The organism is Bradyrhizobium sp. OK095 (assembly GCF_900109945.1).
GTDB lineage: Bacteria > Pseudomonadota > Alphaproteobacteria > Rhizobiales > Xanthobacteraceae > Bradyrhizobium.
In genome coordinates this window covers 320,001-332,798 of the sequence record NZ_FOBX01000009.1, presented here as the reverse complement: position 1 = coordinate 332,798, position 12,798 = coordinate 320,001, and the positions used below count along the sequence as shown (strand labels likewise).

The 12,798-nt window shown below is 63.5% G+C and carries 15 protein-coding genes and 1 tRNA gene; 6 read left to right on the top strand and 10 right to left on the bottom strand.

Translation table 11 applies throughout. The annotated features are described in order from the left end of the window. Nucleotides 1–172: 172 nt before the first annotated feature. The 3 genes from BMW89_RS24855 to BMW89_RS24845 all read right to left on the bottom strand — a co-directional run bounded on the left by BMW89_RS24855 (nucleotide 173) and on the right by BMW89_RS24845 (nucleotide 1,240). Complete coding sequence (locus BMW89_RS24855) at nucleotides 173–706, bottom strand: 2'-5' RNA ligase family protein (protein ID WP_092029651.1); 534 nt, start codon at nucleotides 704–706, stop codon at nucleotides 173–175. 60 nt (nucleotides 707–766) lie between these two features. Continuing rightward, a tRNA-Glu gene (locus BMW89_RS24850) sits at nucleotides 767–841 on the bottom strand. A gap of 57 nt (nucleotides 842–898) precedes the next feature. Beyond that, entirely contained in the window at nucleotides 899–1,240 is a 342-nt protein-coding gene (locus tag BMW89_RS24845) for a hypothetical protein (protein WP_092029650.1), read from the bottom strand. Between BMW89_RS24845 and BMW89_RS24840 the strand changes: the two genes are divergently transcribed. The 3 genes from BMW89_RS24840 to BMW89_RS24830 all read left to right on the top strand — a co-directional run bounded on the left by BMW89_RS24840 (nucleotide 1,239) and on the right by BMW89_RS24830 (nucleotide 3,893). Then, nucleotides 1,239–2,246 carry an RluA family pseudouridine synthase gene (locus BMW89_RS24840; protein WP_092029649.1) on the top strand — a complete coding sequence of 336 codons (1,008 nt, stop codon included), beginning with the start codon at nucleotides 1,239–1,241 and terminating at the stop codon, nucleotides 2,244–2,246. The two genes, BMW89_RS24845 and BMW89_RS24840, sit on opposite strands and share 2 nt — an antisense overlap. A gap of 218 nt (nucleotides 2,247–2,464) precedes the next feature. Continuing rightward, nucleotides 2,465–3,364, top strand: coding sequence for an RNA polymerase sigma factor RpoH (gene rpoH, locus BMW89_RS24835; RefSeq protein WP_092029648.1), 900 nt, complete (start codon nucleotides 2,465–2,467; stop codon nucleotides 3,362–3,364). Between the two features lie 187 nt (nucleotides 3,365–3,551). Further along, complete coding sequence (locus BMW89_RS24830) at nucleotides 3,552–3,893, top strand: hypothetical protein (RefSeq protein WP_092029647.1); 342 nt, start codon at nucleotides 3,552–3,554, stop codon at nucleotides 3,891–3,893. 4 nt (nucleotides 3,894–3,897) lie between these two features. Here BMW89_RS24830 and BMW89_RS24825 read toward each other — a convergent pair whose 3' ends face one another. The 4 genes from BMW89_RS24825 to BMW89_RS24810 all read right to left on the bottom strand — a co-directional run bounded on the left by BMW89_RS24825 (nucleotide 3,898) and on the right by BMW89_RS24810 (nucleotide 7,447). Next, nucleotides 3,898–4,524: a peptidoglycan recognition protein family protein gene (locus BMW89_RS24825; RefSeq protein WP_092029646.1), complete on the bottom strand. Its 627-nt coding sequence runs from the start codon at nucleotides 4,522–4,524 to the stop codon at nucleotides 3,898–3,900. Between the two features lie 88 nt (nucleotides 4,525–4,612). Further along, nucleotides 4,613–5,824 (bottom strand): GGDEF domain-containing protein, encoded by a 1,212-nt coding sequence (locus BMW89_RS24820; protein ID WP_092029645.1) that lies wholly within the window; start codon nucleotides 5,822–5,824, stop codon nucleotides 4,613–4,615. A 583-nt stretch (nucleotides 5,825–6,407) separates the two neighbouring features. Then, the gene (locus BMW89_RS24815; protein WP_092029644.1) at nucleotides 6,408–7,019 is read right to left on the bottom strand and encodes a LysE family translocator; all 612 of its coding nucleotides are present in this window, start codon (nucleotides 7,017–7,019) and stop codon (nucleotides 6,408–6,410) included. 53 nt (nucleotides 7,020–7,072) lie between these two features. Then, nucleotides 7,073–7,447 (bottom strand): response regulator, encoded by a 375-nt coding sequence (locus BMW89_RS24810; RefSeq protein ID WP_092029643.1) that lies wholly within the window; start codon nucleotides 7,445–7,447, stop codon nucleotides 7,073–7,075. A gap of 127 nt (nucleotides 7,448–7,574) precedes the next feature. Here BMW89_RS24810 and BMW89_RS24805 point away from each other — a divergent pair, with 127 nt between their 5' ends. Continuing rightward, the gene (locus BMW89_RS24805) at nucleotides 7,575–8,405 is read left to right on the top strand and encodes an SDR family NAD(P)-dependent oxidoreductase (RefSeq protein WP_092029642.1); all 831 of its coding nucleotides are present in this window, start codon (nucleotides 7,575–7,577) and stop codon (nucleotides 8,403–8,405) included. 143 nt (nucleotides 8,406–8,548) lie between these two features. Here the strand turns inward: BMW89_RS24805 and BMW89_RS24800 are convergent, their stop codons facing one another. After that, the gene (locus tag BMW89_RS24800) at nucleotides 8,549–9,355 is read right to left on the bottom strand and encodes a lytic murein transglycosylase (RefSeq protein WP_502686405.1); all 807 of its coding nucleotides are present in this window, start codon (nucleotides 9,353–9,355) and stop codon (nucleotides 8,549–8,551) included. Between the two features lie 173 nt (nucleotides 9,356–9,528). On the opposite strand from BMW89_RS24800, the gene BMW89_RS24795 reads away from it, so the two are divergent. Further along, nucleotides 9,529–10,464, top strand: a complete 936-nt coding sequence (locus tag BMW89_RS24795; RefSeq protein WP_502686404.1) for an OmpA family protein — start codon at nucleotides 9,529–9,531, stop codon at nucleotides 10,462–10,464. A 590-nt stretch (nucleotides 10,465–11,054) separates the two neighbouring features. Continuing rightward, complete coding sequence (locus BMW89_RS24790; RefSeq protein WP_092029786.1) at nucleotides 11,055–11,291, top strand: hypothetical protein; 237 nt, start codon at nucleotides 11,055–11,057, stop codon at nucleotides 11,289–11,291. A 75-nt stretch (nucleotides 11,292–11,366) separates the two neighbouring features. Here the strand turns inward: BMW89_RS24790 and BMW89_RS24785 are convergent, their stop codons facing one another. Then, nucleotides 11,367–12,272: a DUF817 domain-containing protein gene (locus BMW89_RS24785; RefSeq protein ID WP_092029783.1), complete on the bottom strand. Its 906-nt coding sequence runs from the start codon at nucleotides 12,270–12,272 to the stop codon at nucleotides 11,367–11,369. A 131-nt stretch (nucleotides 12,273–12,403) separates the two neighbouring features. Beyond that, a complete protein-coding gene (locus tag BMW89_RS24780; protein ID WP_092029639.1) occupies nucleotides 12,404–12,784 on the bottom strand; it encodes a thiol-disulfide oxidoreductase DCC family protein in 381 nt (126 codons plus the stop codon). Between the last annotated feature and the right edge of the window lie 14 nt (nucleotides 12,785–12,798).

Genomic DNA, 12,798 nt, shown 5'->3' with positions numbered 1-12,798 from the left:
AAGCTCGTTACGGCCGACACAGCGCTGCGGCTCGGCAAGTTCTTCAAGACCGGCGCTGCGTTCTGGATGAACATTCAGACGCGCTTCGACCTCGAAGCGGCCGAAGACGTACTCGCACCACAAATCACGAACATCGTGGCTTACAAGGCGGCTTGAGTCGCGTGACGGCTAACTACGACGGCAGCCTCTGCTCGGAGATGATCCGCACCGGCGGAAAAGCGACGCAATCCACCACATCGAACAGCACTTCAATTCGTCGATCGAATGAACGTGCGAATGCGAGGGCGTCACCGCGAAATTCATCGTCGATACGCGTGCCGAGCGTGCAATGCGGCGTCCACATTCCCGGCCGGTAATGAGGACGGCAATGCGCGGGGTCGATTGCGGCGCTGATAGAGCTGTGGATGCGGCTTAGCGCCTCATTGGAGGTCGGCTCCGCCCAGAGAACGAGTGGCGAGCCTTCGAACCAACGAATACGTTTGAACTCGATGCGCAACTGCGGTTCATCGATGACAGCCGCCTGCATGGCGTCCCATGCGGTCGTCTCGCTGATGGAAGGGGGATCGTAGATCGCAAACGTGAAATGCGGCCGGTAGCCGAGGGCACGCATCGACGGCTCGACCTCGAACGCGGCAACCTGACCCCACAGACGTTCTATCTCGCCAGCGGAGGCATTGTCGGCCCGGATGTTGATGGCAAGTGCCACAGACTCACCCTGTGGGCGGAACAGTCAATCGCCAAGCGGGGGCCGATCGACTCAAAAAAATGGCGCTCCCTAGGGGAATCGAACCCCTGTTTCAGCCTTGAGAGGGCCGCGTCCTAACCGCTAGACGAAGGGAGCGTGTCGGCTAGCCAATAACCTCGAAATTTGTCCGCCGCAAGGACCCGGATCGAGCTTTTACGGCTCATTGGCAAATTTCAGCTTTCCGGCCGGTTTGAGCGTGTGGGCGTCGAAAGTGCGGATCTCGGTGACCCCGCCGACGTCGAGCGTGACCACGAGGCGGTCGCCGGCGACCCCGGTCGCGACGATCCTGGCGCCCTTGGGCAGGGTGGCGGTGACGTCGCCCACGGCGTCAGCCGCCCTTCCCTCCGACTTGAAAAGGCGGTAGCCCACCCCGATCAGGACGGCGCAGATTGCCAGCGCCGTGGTCAACCCCGCAATCAGCATCATCCGCCGCACCCGCGCAAACAGCGCGGCCTGCTCGGGGCTCGGTTCGGGAACAACAGTTTCGGTCGTCATGGAAAACTCAGGTTCAGCGCAAAGGTTGGAGGTCGTGGTCGGCGGCGACGAGGGCTCGGTCCGGCTCGACCGCGTGCTGGCGGTGCACCTCGCTGAGCTGTCGCGATCAAGGCTGAAAGCCCTGATTTTGGCGGGCGCGGTGAGCCTCAAGGCTGCCGCGGTCCGCGACCCCGCTTATCACGTCAGTTCGGGCGATACGATCATAATCGACGTGCCGGAGGCGGTCGCCGCGGAGCCGCAGGGCGAGGATATCGCGCTCGACATCGTGTTTGAGGACGACGACATCGTCGTCCTCAACAAGCCCAAGGGCCTCGTCGTGCATCCCGCCGCCGGCCACGACACCGGCACATTGGTCAACGCGCTGATCGCCCATTGCGGCGGCTCACTGTCTGGCATCGGCGGGGTGCGCCGGCCCGGCATCGTGCACCGGCTGGACAAGGATACGACCGGGCTGATGGTGGTCGCCAAGAACGACCTCGCCCATGCCTCGCTGACCGCCCAGTTCGCCGACCACGGCCGCACCGGGCCCATGCGCCGCGGCTATATGGCGTTCGCCTGGGGGCTGCCCGGCCGCCATCGCGGCACCGTCGATGCGCCGATCGACCGCCACCCGCATGCGCGCGAGAAGATGGCGGTGCGCCAGGGCGGTCGCGAGGCGGTGACACATTGGGAGCTGCTCGAGAGTTTTACGGGTCGCGATGGCAAGCCGATCGCGGCGCTGCTCGCCTGCGAGCTCGAAACCGGCCGCACCCACCAGATCCGCGTCCACCTCGCCCATATCGACCACCCCCTGATGGGCGATGCCGTCTATGGCCCCCATTTCAAGACCAAGGCGAACCAGCTTGGGCCCGAGTCGCAGGCCGCCTTGACGGCCCTTGGACGGCAGGCCCTGCATGCTTATCTGCTGGTATTGGAGCACCCGAGGACGGGAGAATTACTCCACTGGGAGACGCCTCTGCCGGAGGATTTGCTTCTCCTTCAGGGCTCCCTGAAAGCGGCGCTATGACGCAGGTAGATTCAGAAAATCGTTACATTACAAAAAGTTATAGCTGCCACACGGGGACGTGACGTCAGCAATCCTTCCCTTTTTGCCCTCCCATGAGGTATATTGCGCCTGCGTTGGAAATGACCAACGCGGAACATCGCAGCTACGGCCGGCTTTAACACAGCGGTCGTCTGCCTGGCCCGCCGCTATCGGGGGCCTGAACCTTGGAGGGCTTAACAATGGCCCGTACCGCTGCTCTGCCGGTCCTTAACGGTGAATCCGGCCTTTCCCGCTACCTCGGCGAAATTCGCAAGTTCCCGATGCTGGAACCCCAGCAGGAATACATGCTCGCCAAGCGCTGGCGTGAACACGACGATCGCGACGCTGCACACCAACTCGTCACCAGCCATCTCCGGCTCGTGGCCAAGATCGCCATGGGCTATCGCGGCTACGGCTTGCCGATCTCCGAGGTCGTCTCGGAAGGCAATGTCGGCCTGATGCAGGCGGTGAAGCGTTTCGAACCCGAGAAGGGGTTCCGTCTTGCCACCTACGCCATGTGGTGGATCAAGGCGTCGATTCAAGAGTACATCCTGCGTTCCTGGTCGCTCGTGAAGATGGGCACCACCGCGAACCAGAAGAAGCTGTTCTTCAACCTGCGCAAGGCGAAGAGCAAGATTTCCGCACTGGACGAAGGCGATCTCCGCCCCGACCAGGTGGCGATCATTGCCAAGCGCCTCGGCGTCACGGCTCAGGACGTGGTCGACATGAACCGCCGCCTCGGTGGCGACGCGTCGCTCAATGCTCCGATCCGCGACGACGGCGAAGCCGGCGAATGGCAGGACTGGCTGGTCGACAATTCGCCCAACCAGGAAGCCATGCTGGCCGAGCACGAGGAGTATGATCACCGCCGTGACGCGCTGAACGGCGCCATGGGCGTGCTCAACCCGCGTGAACGCCGCATCTTCGAGGCCCGTCGCCTCGCTGATGATCCGATGACACTGGAAGACCTTGCCGCCGAGTTCGGCGTGTCGCGCGAGCGCGTCCGCCAGATCGAAGTCCGCGCCTTTGAAAAGGTGCAGGCCGCGGTCAAGGGCACGATCGCAAGGGCCGAACAGGCCGCGCTGGAAGCCGCGCTCTAAGCGCGGGGCTCTAGCGCCAGGAATTGGCGGATCGAAAAAGACGAAAAGCCGGCGGCAACGCCGGCTTTTTTGTTTGTGTGAGGTGCAGCATGTTCGCAGGAACGCCGGCACGGCATCTTGAACCAGCGTCGCCGGTCAACCGACCCAGAAATGAGAGCGACCAGCATCAAGCGAACGGACACCGACCGTGTCGATCATCCTGCAATCCACCGTCGGCGGCTTCGAAGCCCAGTTCATGCGCAAGCTGCCGCGGGTCGAGCAGGCGATGCGCGAGCACGGGCTCGAGCCATCGGAGTTCGTGATCTCCAAGGACTACGCCTCGACCGCGACGATCCCGATCATGGGGCCATTCTTCTTCAACTACAGCGTCTTCTTCGGCGAGGAGACATTCACCGTCACCGAGCCGAACGACATGGTGTTTCTGGATTACTTCTTCAAACGCGTGCTGGCGGCAGACGATCCGCCGGAAGTGCCGCGGCGGCCGGGATTGATGCGGCGATTTTTTGGCTGGATGGCAGAGGCGGTGTAGCGCGTCACTCCCCCCAAGTCCGCGCCAGCGTTGCGAGCCAGCAGCCTTCGCAATAACGGGCGTCCTTGTAGTCGATCCAGTTGTGCGCATAGACGTGGTCGAGCGGGATGTCGTAGCGCGCGCGCAGCACCTTCACGAGGATCTTCCATGCCGCGACCTGCGCCTCGGTAGGGCCAGCGGTGACGTCGGGATAATTGCCGGCGAACTCGACACCGATCGCATTGTCGCGCACCACCTGGCGATAGGTCGTTCTGTTGTCGATGTACTTGTTGTCATTGCGGTTGGCACCGTCGCCATGGGTCGGCACCAGGTTTTCCGCGACCGCCCAGTACACCGTGCCGTCGGTCTCGACCCACACCGTGACGCCGCGCCGCGTCGGGTTCTTCGCCTGCTCCGCCGCACCGCCGCGCGCCGAGCCCGTCGGCCCCTCGGTCTGGTGCACGATGATGTTGTGCCAGGCATGAGCCTTGGCGACATCGCCCCACGGCGCGAGCCAGACGATCTTCAGGCCGGGAATGTCGGGCGTGCCGGGGCTGCGCGCGAGCTTTGCGAGCTCGGCGTCCGTTGCAGCTGCGGGTGCGATCAGAAAGAGAGCGGCGAGAGCAGCCGCGAACAGGCGAGATATCATCATGAGGGTCCAACAACGGACCCAGCGTACAGCATGATCCGGAAAAGTGCGCAGCGGTTTTCCGAATAGATCCTGCTCAAACAACAAGGCTTTACGCGAATTTGCGCGTGGCCTCACTGAGCCCGACCAGCTCGGGCGACAGCGGCGGCGGCGGATCGTAAACCGCAAGATCGTTCTTGCCGTTCTTCTTGGCGGCATAGAGCGCGTGATCGGCATGCGCGATCAGGCGGTCCGGGAATTGGCCGATGCCGCGGTCCCACTCGGCGACGCCGATCGAGATCGCGACCGGGATGTCCTTGGCCGTGCAGGCGGCGGCGTCCTGGCGGCAGACCTCGAGCACGCGGCGGGCGATCGCGGCGGCCTCGCGCAGCGACGACGACGGCAGCACGACGCAAAACTCGTCGCCGCCGGTGCGGGCGAGCATATCGCCGGGCCGGAGCCGCGTCTGCGCCATCAGGGTGAAGTGGCGCAGGCACTCGTCGCCCGCGGCGTGGCCATGGGTGTCGTTGATGGTCTTGAAGCCGTCGAGGTCGATCACCAGCAGCGAGAACGGCTGGCCGCTGCGCTCCGAACGGGCGCATTCCTCGGACAGGCGCTGCAACAGATGCCGCCGGTTGGCGACGCCGGTGAGATCGTCGAGCAGCGCGAGGTCGGCAACCTCGTTGCGCAGCCGGTCCATCGCCATCAGCAGGAAGCCGAAATTGAGCGTCATCGACAGGAACAGCAGCCCCAGCACCATGACGGCATGGACCTGACCGGCGGCAATGGCCGAAAAATCGTTGCCGAGCAGATTGCCGACCGCACGGACCACGTAGATCGCGATGATGGCCAGGATGACGATGCTCGCGAGCCGGGCGCCCGGACTGACGCGGCCTTCAGGCGGCGACAGCAACAGACGTAGCGACAGCACCAGCGGCAGGGCCTGGCCGAACGTGTAGCTCGCCATGCGCAGTTGCATGTGGTCGACGACGACCATGAAGAAGATCACACCACCGAGGCTGAGAGCGCCCGTGACGACCATGATGCGCCAGGACACCGGCCGGCCGTAGAAGCGCTGGATGCCCATGGTTGCAAGGCAGCTCGCCGCAATGACGCCGGCGGCGCCGGCCACAAGCGGCAGGGGAGAAGAGACGAACAGACGCATCAGCGCCGCGATCGCACCCGCCGCGGCGACGAAGGATGATGCCATCCAGAACCGCGCGGCCGCGAATTTCGGATAGGAGCGCGTCACATAGGCCCAGATCAGACCGAGCGCCAGGAAGTTGACGACGAAGACCGTCCAGAGTGTCGGCACGTTCAGCATGGCGATCGCAACGCGCGCAGCGTCGCGCCCCAAATCTCTGGCAGCCGTTCGTCCATGACCCGTCCCCGTTTTCTTGCGGAGAACAATGCGCGGGTTGCACTTAACGGAACCTCACTGCGATCCGTCAAACCGCGCCCTTGGTTTTGGATTCATGAACGGCGGCTGGCGTTGTCGGATCGTTAGGCATGTCGTCGGCGAGCGCAACGCGGGCGCTGTGATGCGGTTTCGCGCGCAAAAATCACCCGAAAATGCATCTGAGCTGTGGATAACGCGATGACACGGATGTGACAGCAGAGGGCAGAGACCTGCGAATCTGCTGAGTTTGTCACCGAGGATGTTGCGAGGCTGGCCCTCCGCCGAGCATCCCTCGTGTCGCGTTTAACCATGAACCCTTATGAGGATACTATGGCTAAGAAAGCGAAGAAGGCTGTGAAGAAGAAGGCGAAAAAGGCCAAGAAGGCGAAGAAGAAGTAACGAGGCTTCTTTTTCTTTGCCCGGGTGGAGCCTCGCTCCGCCCGGGCTTCGGGTCAGGTTGGTTTGAAGGTAGCGGGCGCGAGGCCCGCTTTTTTATTGGGTGGAGAAGCTACCGCTCCGCAAACGCGAGCTTGGCGCCGAGCGCGGCAAACCCCGCCGCAAAACTGCGCCGCAGCCAGGCCATCACAGCGGGCCGCGAGATGACGCGCTCGCGCACCGACGCGGCGCAGAGGCCGTAGACCACAAACACCGCAAAGGTCATCGCCATGAAGGCGCCGCTCAATTCCAGCATCCGCGCCAGCACATGGGTCTCGTCCACCGCGATGAACTGCGGCAGGAAGGCGAGGAAGAAGATCGACAGTTTCGGATTGAGGATGTTGATCAGGAAGCCTGTCGCGATGACGCGGCCGCTGGAGCGCTCCTTGATCTCGCCCTCGACCGCCAGCGCGCCGGTTTCGCGCAGCGCCTGCCAGGACATATAGAGCAGATAGAGAACGCCGCCCCATTTCAGCGCGGCGAAGGCGAGCGCGCTGGTGTGGAGCACGGCGGCAAGGCCGAGCATCGCCGCCATCATGTGCGGCACGATCCCGAGCGTGCAGCCGAACGCCGCGGCGACACTGGCGTGCGAGCCACGGGTCAGCGCCGCGGCCAGCGTGTACAGCACGCCGGTGCCGGGCGAAGCGACGACGATGAGCGAGGTGAGCAGGAAGGACCAGGACATGGCCGGACCCTATCACCCCGCCGCGCGGCGAGAAAGCCAGCGTGGATCGGCCGTCAGGACAATTGCGCGAGTTCGGCTTCGCGCAGCACGTCCAGCGGTGCCCAGGGCTTGGCCCAGAATTTTGCTCCGTCAGGCAAGGGCTGCATCAACGGGCGTCCGGAGGTCACGACGACATCGAGCTTCGGATTGCGGTCCTTGGCGACATGGGCAAGCTCGACGCCGTTCATGCGGCCTGAAAGCTGCACGTCGGTCAGCATCAGGCTGAGCGCGCCGGCGTTCTTCTCCAGCACCCGTTCGGCGGCTTCCGCACTCTCGCACTGGATCACCTGATAGCCGCTCTCTTCCAGCAGGAGACTGAGCATCTCCCGCTGCATGGCGTCGTCTTCAACGATGAGTGCGGTTGCGCGAAATGGTTCTGATTGTCCCATTGATGGCTCCCAATGCTGCCGCCTCCGTCAAGTCACGTATGTTAAGGGGCCAAATCGGATACAGTTCGGTTCCATTCTGAAAAAATGTAAATCCTCGTTCCCCATCCGGGACTTGACGGGAGGCATCATGACAGTGATTTGCGGCGCCGCGGCTATCACGGGAGCGGCGAGCGGCATCGGCCGTGCGCTGGCCATCGAACTGGCAAACCGCGGTTGCGACCTTGCGCTCGCCGATCGCGACGAGGCCGGGCTGAAGGCGCTCGCCGATGAGATCGGCAAGCAGCGCAAGGTGACCGTTCATCGCGTCGATGTCAGCGAAGCCGGCGACATCGCACAATTCGCGATCGATGCCATAGCGGCGCATCCACAGCTCAACATCGTCATCAACAATGCCGGCGTGGCGCTGATGGGGACGTTCGAGGAGATCGACCAGGCGCAGATGCAGTGGCTGTTCGACATCAATTTCTGGGGCGTGGTGCACGGCACGCGCGCCTTCCTGCCGCATCTGAAGACGCTGGCAGAGGCGCATATCGTCAACGTCTCCTCGATCTTCGGCATCATCGCGCCGCCGGGACAATCAGCCTATGCGGCGGCGAAATTCGCGGTGCGCGGCTTTTCCGAGAGCGTGCGGCACGAGCTTGCAGTGGCGGGCAGTCCGGTGAAGCTATCGGTGGTCCACCCCGGCGGCGTCGCCACCGCCATCGCGCGCAACTCGCGCACCGGTGTCGGTGTCACTGACAATGCCCGCCGCGCGCAGTCGATCGAGCGGTTCGAGACTGCAGCGAAGACTACGCCGAAGGACGCCGCGCTGCGCATCATCAGGGGTATCGAGAAGAACGAGCCGCGCATCCTGATCGGCAACGACGCCCGCTTCATGGACCTGTTGCAGCGTTTTCGCCCGGGGACCTATTGGGCGCCGTTGCAAAGGAAGCTGGAGAAGATGGCGAAGGGGACATGAAGTCAGGGGCGCGATGGCGTCGCCGCAATCTCCGCCGTCATTGCGAGGAGCCCTTGCGACGAAGCAATCCAGACTGCCCCCACGGAGGGATTCTGGATTGCTTCGCTGCGCTCGCAATGACGGCTGTGGCTAGCTGAGTGCCCTCACTGCCCCGCCAGCCGATCGGCAAAATACCCGATCGTCTTGCGATAGATCACCGCCCTGTTCCACTCGCGCATCGCGTCGAAATTGGCGGTGCCTTCGCCGTAGGGCTGCCCCATCTTGAAGCCGTTGGTGTGGAGCAGGTTCGCGGTCGAGGCGAGCACGTCGGGGACGCTGTGGCGCAGATCGACATGGCCGTCGCCGTCGAAATCGACGCCGTATTTGATGTAGGACGACGGCAGGAACTGGGTCTGCCCGATCTCGCCGGCATAGGCGCCGATAAGGTCGCGCAACGGCAGGTCGCCGCGTTGCACGATCTTGAGGGCCGCGAGCAGCTCGCCCTGGAACAAATCAGTACGGCGGCAATCATGCGCGAGCGTGGCGAGCGTCCGGATCACCGGCAGCTTGCCGATGTCGCCCTTGCCAAAATCGCTCTCCAGCCCCCAGATCGCGACCAGGATGTAGCGCGGCACGCCGAACTGCTGCTCGATGCGTGACAAGAGTGCGGCGTGGCGCTGCAGCAGCGCTTTGCCACCATTGATGCGGCCGGGGCCGACGCGGGTCGAGACGTACTGCTCAAAGCTCTTGTTGAAGGTGTAGCGCTGGCGCCGGTCGAAGGCGAGCACCGCGCCGTCCTCGGTCACACCGCTAAGCGCCGTATTGGTCACGCTCGCCGACACGCCGGCGGCTTGCGCTTCCGAAGCCATGCCGGCAACAAAACTGTTGAAGTCGCCGCCGCAGCGCGCGGCCTGCGCCTGACCGCCGGCGAGACAAACGACGAAGGCGGTGGCCAGGCCTCGTCCGAACATCAGGGCGTGTCTCAACATGCGGGAAAATCCTTTGGAACTATGTGCGGAAGGCCGCGCGATCATGCCCGGGAACAGGATTCGCGTCAAAGCGGCAAATCCTCTCCAGAACCGATCCCGCCTTGGGCGCGACTAAAGGGCAGCGCTCGCCCCTGACACAACCGATCGAGATGACCATGCCCATTCCCTGCCGAATGCTTGCTGTCCTCGCCCTGTTCTCGCTCACCAGCATCCCCGCCGCCTCCGCGCAGACGCGCGATGTCGCAGGCGCCCGCGACTATCCCGGCATCGGCCGCTTCGCCGGCAGCGTCATCACCGGCTATGTCGTGAAGGATTTTGACGCGACGCGGATGCAGGCCGCCGCCTTCAAGGACGGTCAGCCGACCGATGCGCGGCGGCTCGAGGGCCGGATCTTCCGCATCGCCTATCGCACCAATCCCGGCCCCTCGATTTTGGAGGTGTCACGCAATTTCGAGACGCAGCTTGCGAAGGCCGGCTTCGAGACTTTGCTCGCCTGCGACACCGATGCCTGCGGCGCCATTCCGTTCACGGAAAGCATCGACACGCTGCCGGTCCCACAGATGTGGGTCGACGGCTTCAACTACCGCTATTTTGCCGGCCGCAAGAGCGAGGGCGGGCGCGAAACCTATGCCAGCGTCATCGTCAGCCAGAACAACCAGGACATCACGGCACAGGTCACCGTCGCCGAACTCGGCGCAATCGCCAACAAGATGGTGGATGCCGCCGCAATGGCGAAGGGTCTTGGCGATACCGGCCACATCGCGCTCTACGGCATTTATTTCGACACCGACAAGGCCGTGCTCAAACCGGACAGCCGCCCGACGCTGGAGCAGATCGCAAAGCTGCTGACCGGCCAGCCGCAGCTCAACGTCTTCATCGTCGGTCACACCGACAGCCAGGGCGCCTATGACTACAATCTCGACCTCTCGAAGCGGCGTGCGGACGCGGTCGCGGCCGAGCTCGTGAAGAGCTTTCGCATTGCGCAGACACGGCTGCGCACCGCCGGCGTCGGATTGCTGGCACCCGTCGGCTCCAATGCCACGGATGCCGGCCGTGCGCTGAACCGGCGGGTGGAGCTGGTGGCGCCGTAACACCCACTCGTCATTCCGGATTCCGGGCTCGCGACTTCCGCCGTCGGTTCCGCAGCGATGTGCAGGCGCGAACTGGAGCTCATTTGCGTGCAGAGAATGAGAGCCAATGTCCGCGTCGGGAAAGAATGCAGATTTTCGCACACGCGCACACGTCACGCGCGAACTCTCGCTGCATTGCAAGAACCGACGAAATGAACAAAGTATTTTGACAATCAAATCATTCGCGATGAAAGCGCGTTGCAGCAGTACGCATGATCGACGCATATCTGATGCGCTCGCTGCGACATCAACGCCGCCATGATTTGCCTTGCCATCGCAGGGCGAAGGTATTAGCCTTCTATTTTAGGTTGTCGCCCTGCCAGCCCCGGGCGACGCTGAAGACCAAAAATAAACGGCGGGCTTTGCGGCCCGCCGTTTATTGAAACGTCGGCCCATCGAAGGGTCGCAGCAGGCGCTTGGCGCCGCCCCGGCAGGCAATCGCGATCAAAACGGACCTACTGCCGGCCAAACGAGCGCTCCGAGCCGCCGCTGACGTCGACAAACCGCCAAAGTCATTTGACTGCGGCCCCCTGATCGACGACAAGCCGCCCATGGCCAAAAAACCCGGGACCAATCCCAAAGGCGAATTCGCCTTCTTCAACGTCTTCTATGAAGACGATACCCAGCGCTCCAACCGCCGCGTGCCCGCCGAGCTGCTCGGCGGCCTCGACGGCGACGAGCCCGCCCGCAGCTTCATCATGGAGCAGGACCGCGAGATCGCCGAAAAGGGTGGCCGCCCGGCGCCCGAGATCAAGCGGATCGAGCGGGTCGGGGCGAAGAAGAAGTAGCGGCCATCAGCATCGGCCCGAAGTCCGGCCGAAACAAAACAGCAGGCTCGCCGCGAGCGAAGCTGGTCGCCTGAACTAGACTGCCTCCAACTCGGGCATGACCGGAACGGTGGTTCGCGGCTCGACCCGAACACGCGGCTTGTTGATCAGGCTCACCAGCGTGTAGCTGATGATCAGCAGCAAGAACCACGAGCCGAACTTGGCGGGCGAGACCATCGCCCACCCGTGCTGCTGGGACGGATACAGCCACGTCTTCGTGAAGGTGCCGATGTTCTCAGCGAACCAGATGAACAGCGTCACCAGGCCGAGACCGAGCAGAAGCGGCATTGAACGATCATCGTCCCAGACCTTGAAATAGATCGTCGTGCGCGCGAGCAGCAGCGCGGCCGCGGCAAACAGAACGATCCGCACATCCGGCACGTAATGATGGGTGAAAAAGTTGACGTAGATCGCGATGCTCAGCGCAACGAGCGCCCAGCGCGGTGGATGTCGCCCGAAGCGGAAATCGAACAACCGCCACACGCGGCAGAGATAGCTGCCGATGCATGAATACATGAACCCGGTGAACAACGGCACGCCGGCAATCCTGAAGAAGCTCGGCTCCGGGTAGATCCAGGAGCCGACCGACGTCTTGAAGATCTCCATGACCGTGCCCACGACATGGTAGATCACAATGACCTTCGCCTCATCCAGCGTCTCCAGGCGCGTCCCGAGCAGGACGATCTGGACAACGATCATGCAGAGAAACAGGAAGTCGTAGCGCGCCAGTGGCGCGGTGGCGGGATAGAAGCGCCATGTCGCGATCATCAGCGCAACCGCGATGCCGCCGAACAGGCAGGCCCAGCTCTGCTTGATGCCGAAGCGAAGGAATTCATAGAGGAACGCCGTCCATTGGCGGCGCGCCATGAAGCGCCCAAGGCGCCGTTCGCGGACGATGAAACGGCGGAGAGGCGGCCAGGTTGCGGCGGCACTGGGCGGCATGATGCCGGGTGCGTCCTCGTCGGGCGGGGGCGATTGATCGGAAGCGTGATGCACGATGGGAACCGTGGTGGGCGATCGCGGTCAAAAAATGACAGGCATGGAATGAGGCTTCCGTGGCCGACGGCAGGCACTCACCAGCGCCCGCACCACTTATTCCAGGCGAACAGCAGATCGGCAAAACGGTTGTAAAAGAACCGCGTTAACGGCAACGCCACACGGTTGCCGAACAGCGCCGCAAGCCACCCCTCCCCCGGCGTCAGCCGCCACAGCGCAATCGCGACATCCGCGCCGACAATGAGCCGGTCGGCCTCGTCGGTCGCATGTAGGCGCCGTCTGATGTCGTCGAGCGAGGCGCCAAAGTGCGCTAGCGCGTCGGGCTGCTCGTTGATGTCCCTAAATTCGACCGTGCCCGCGCGCACCAACGCCAGCAGTTTGTTGCGCTGCCAGTCGATGCCGGCGTCGCAGACGGGGCAGCGGGTGTTGTAGTAGACGGTGAGGTTAGGGCCAAGCATGAGCAGCTAGGGAT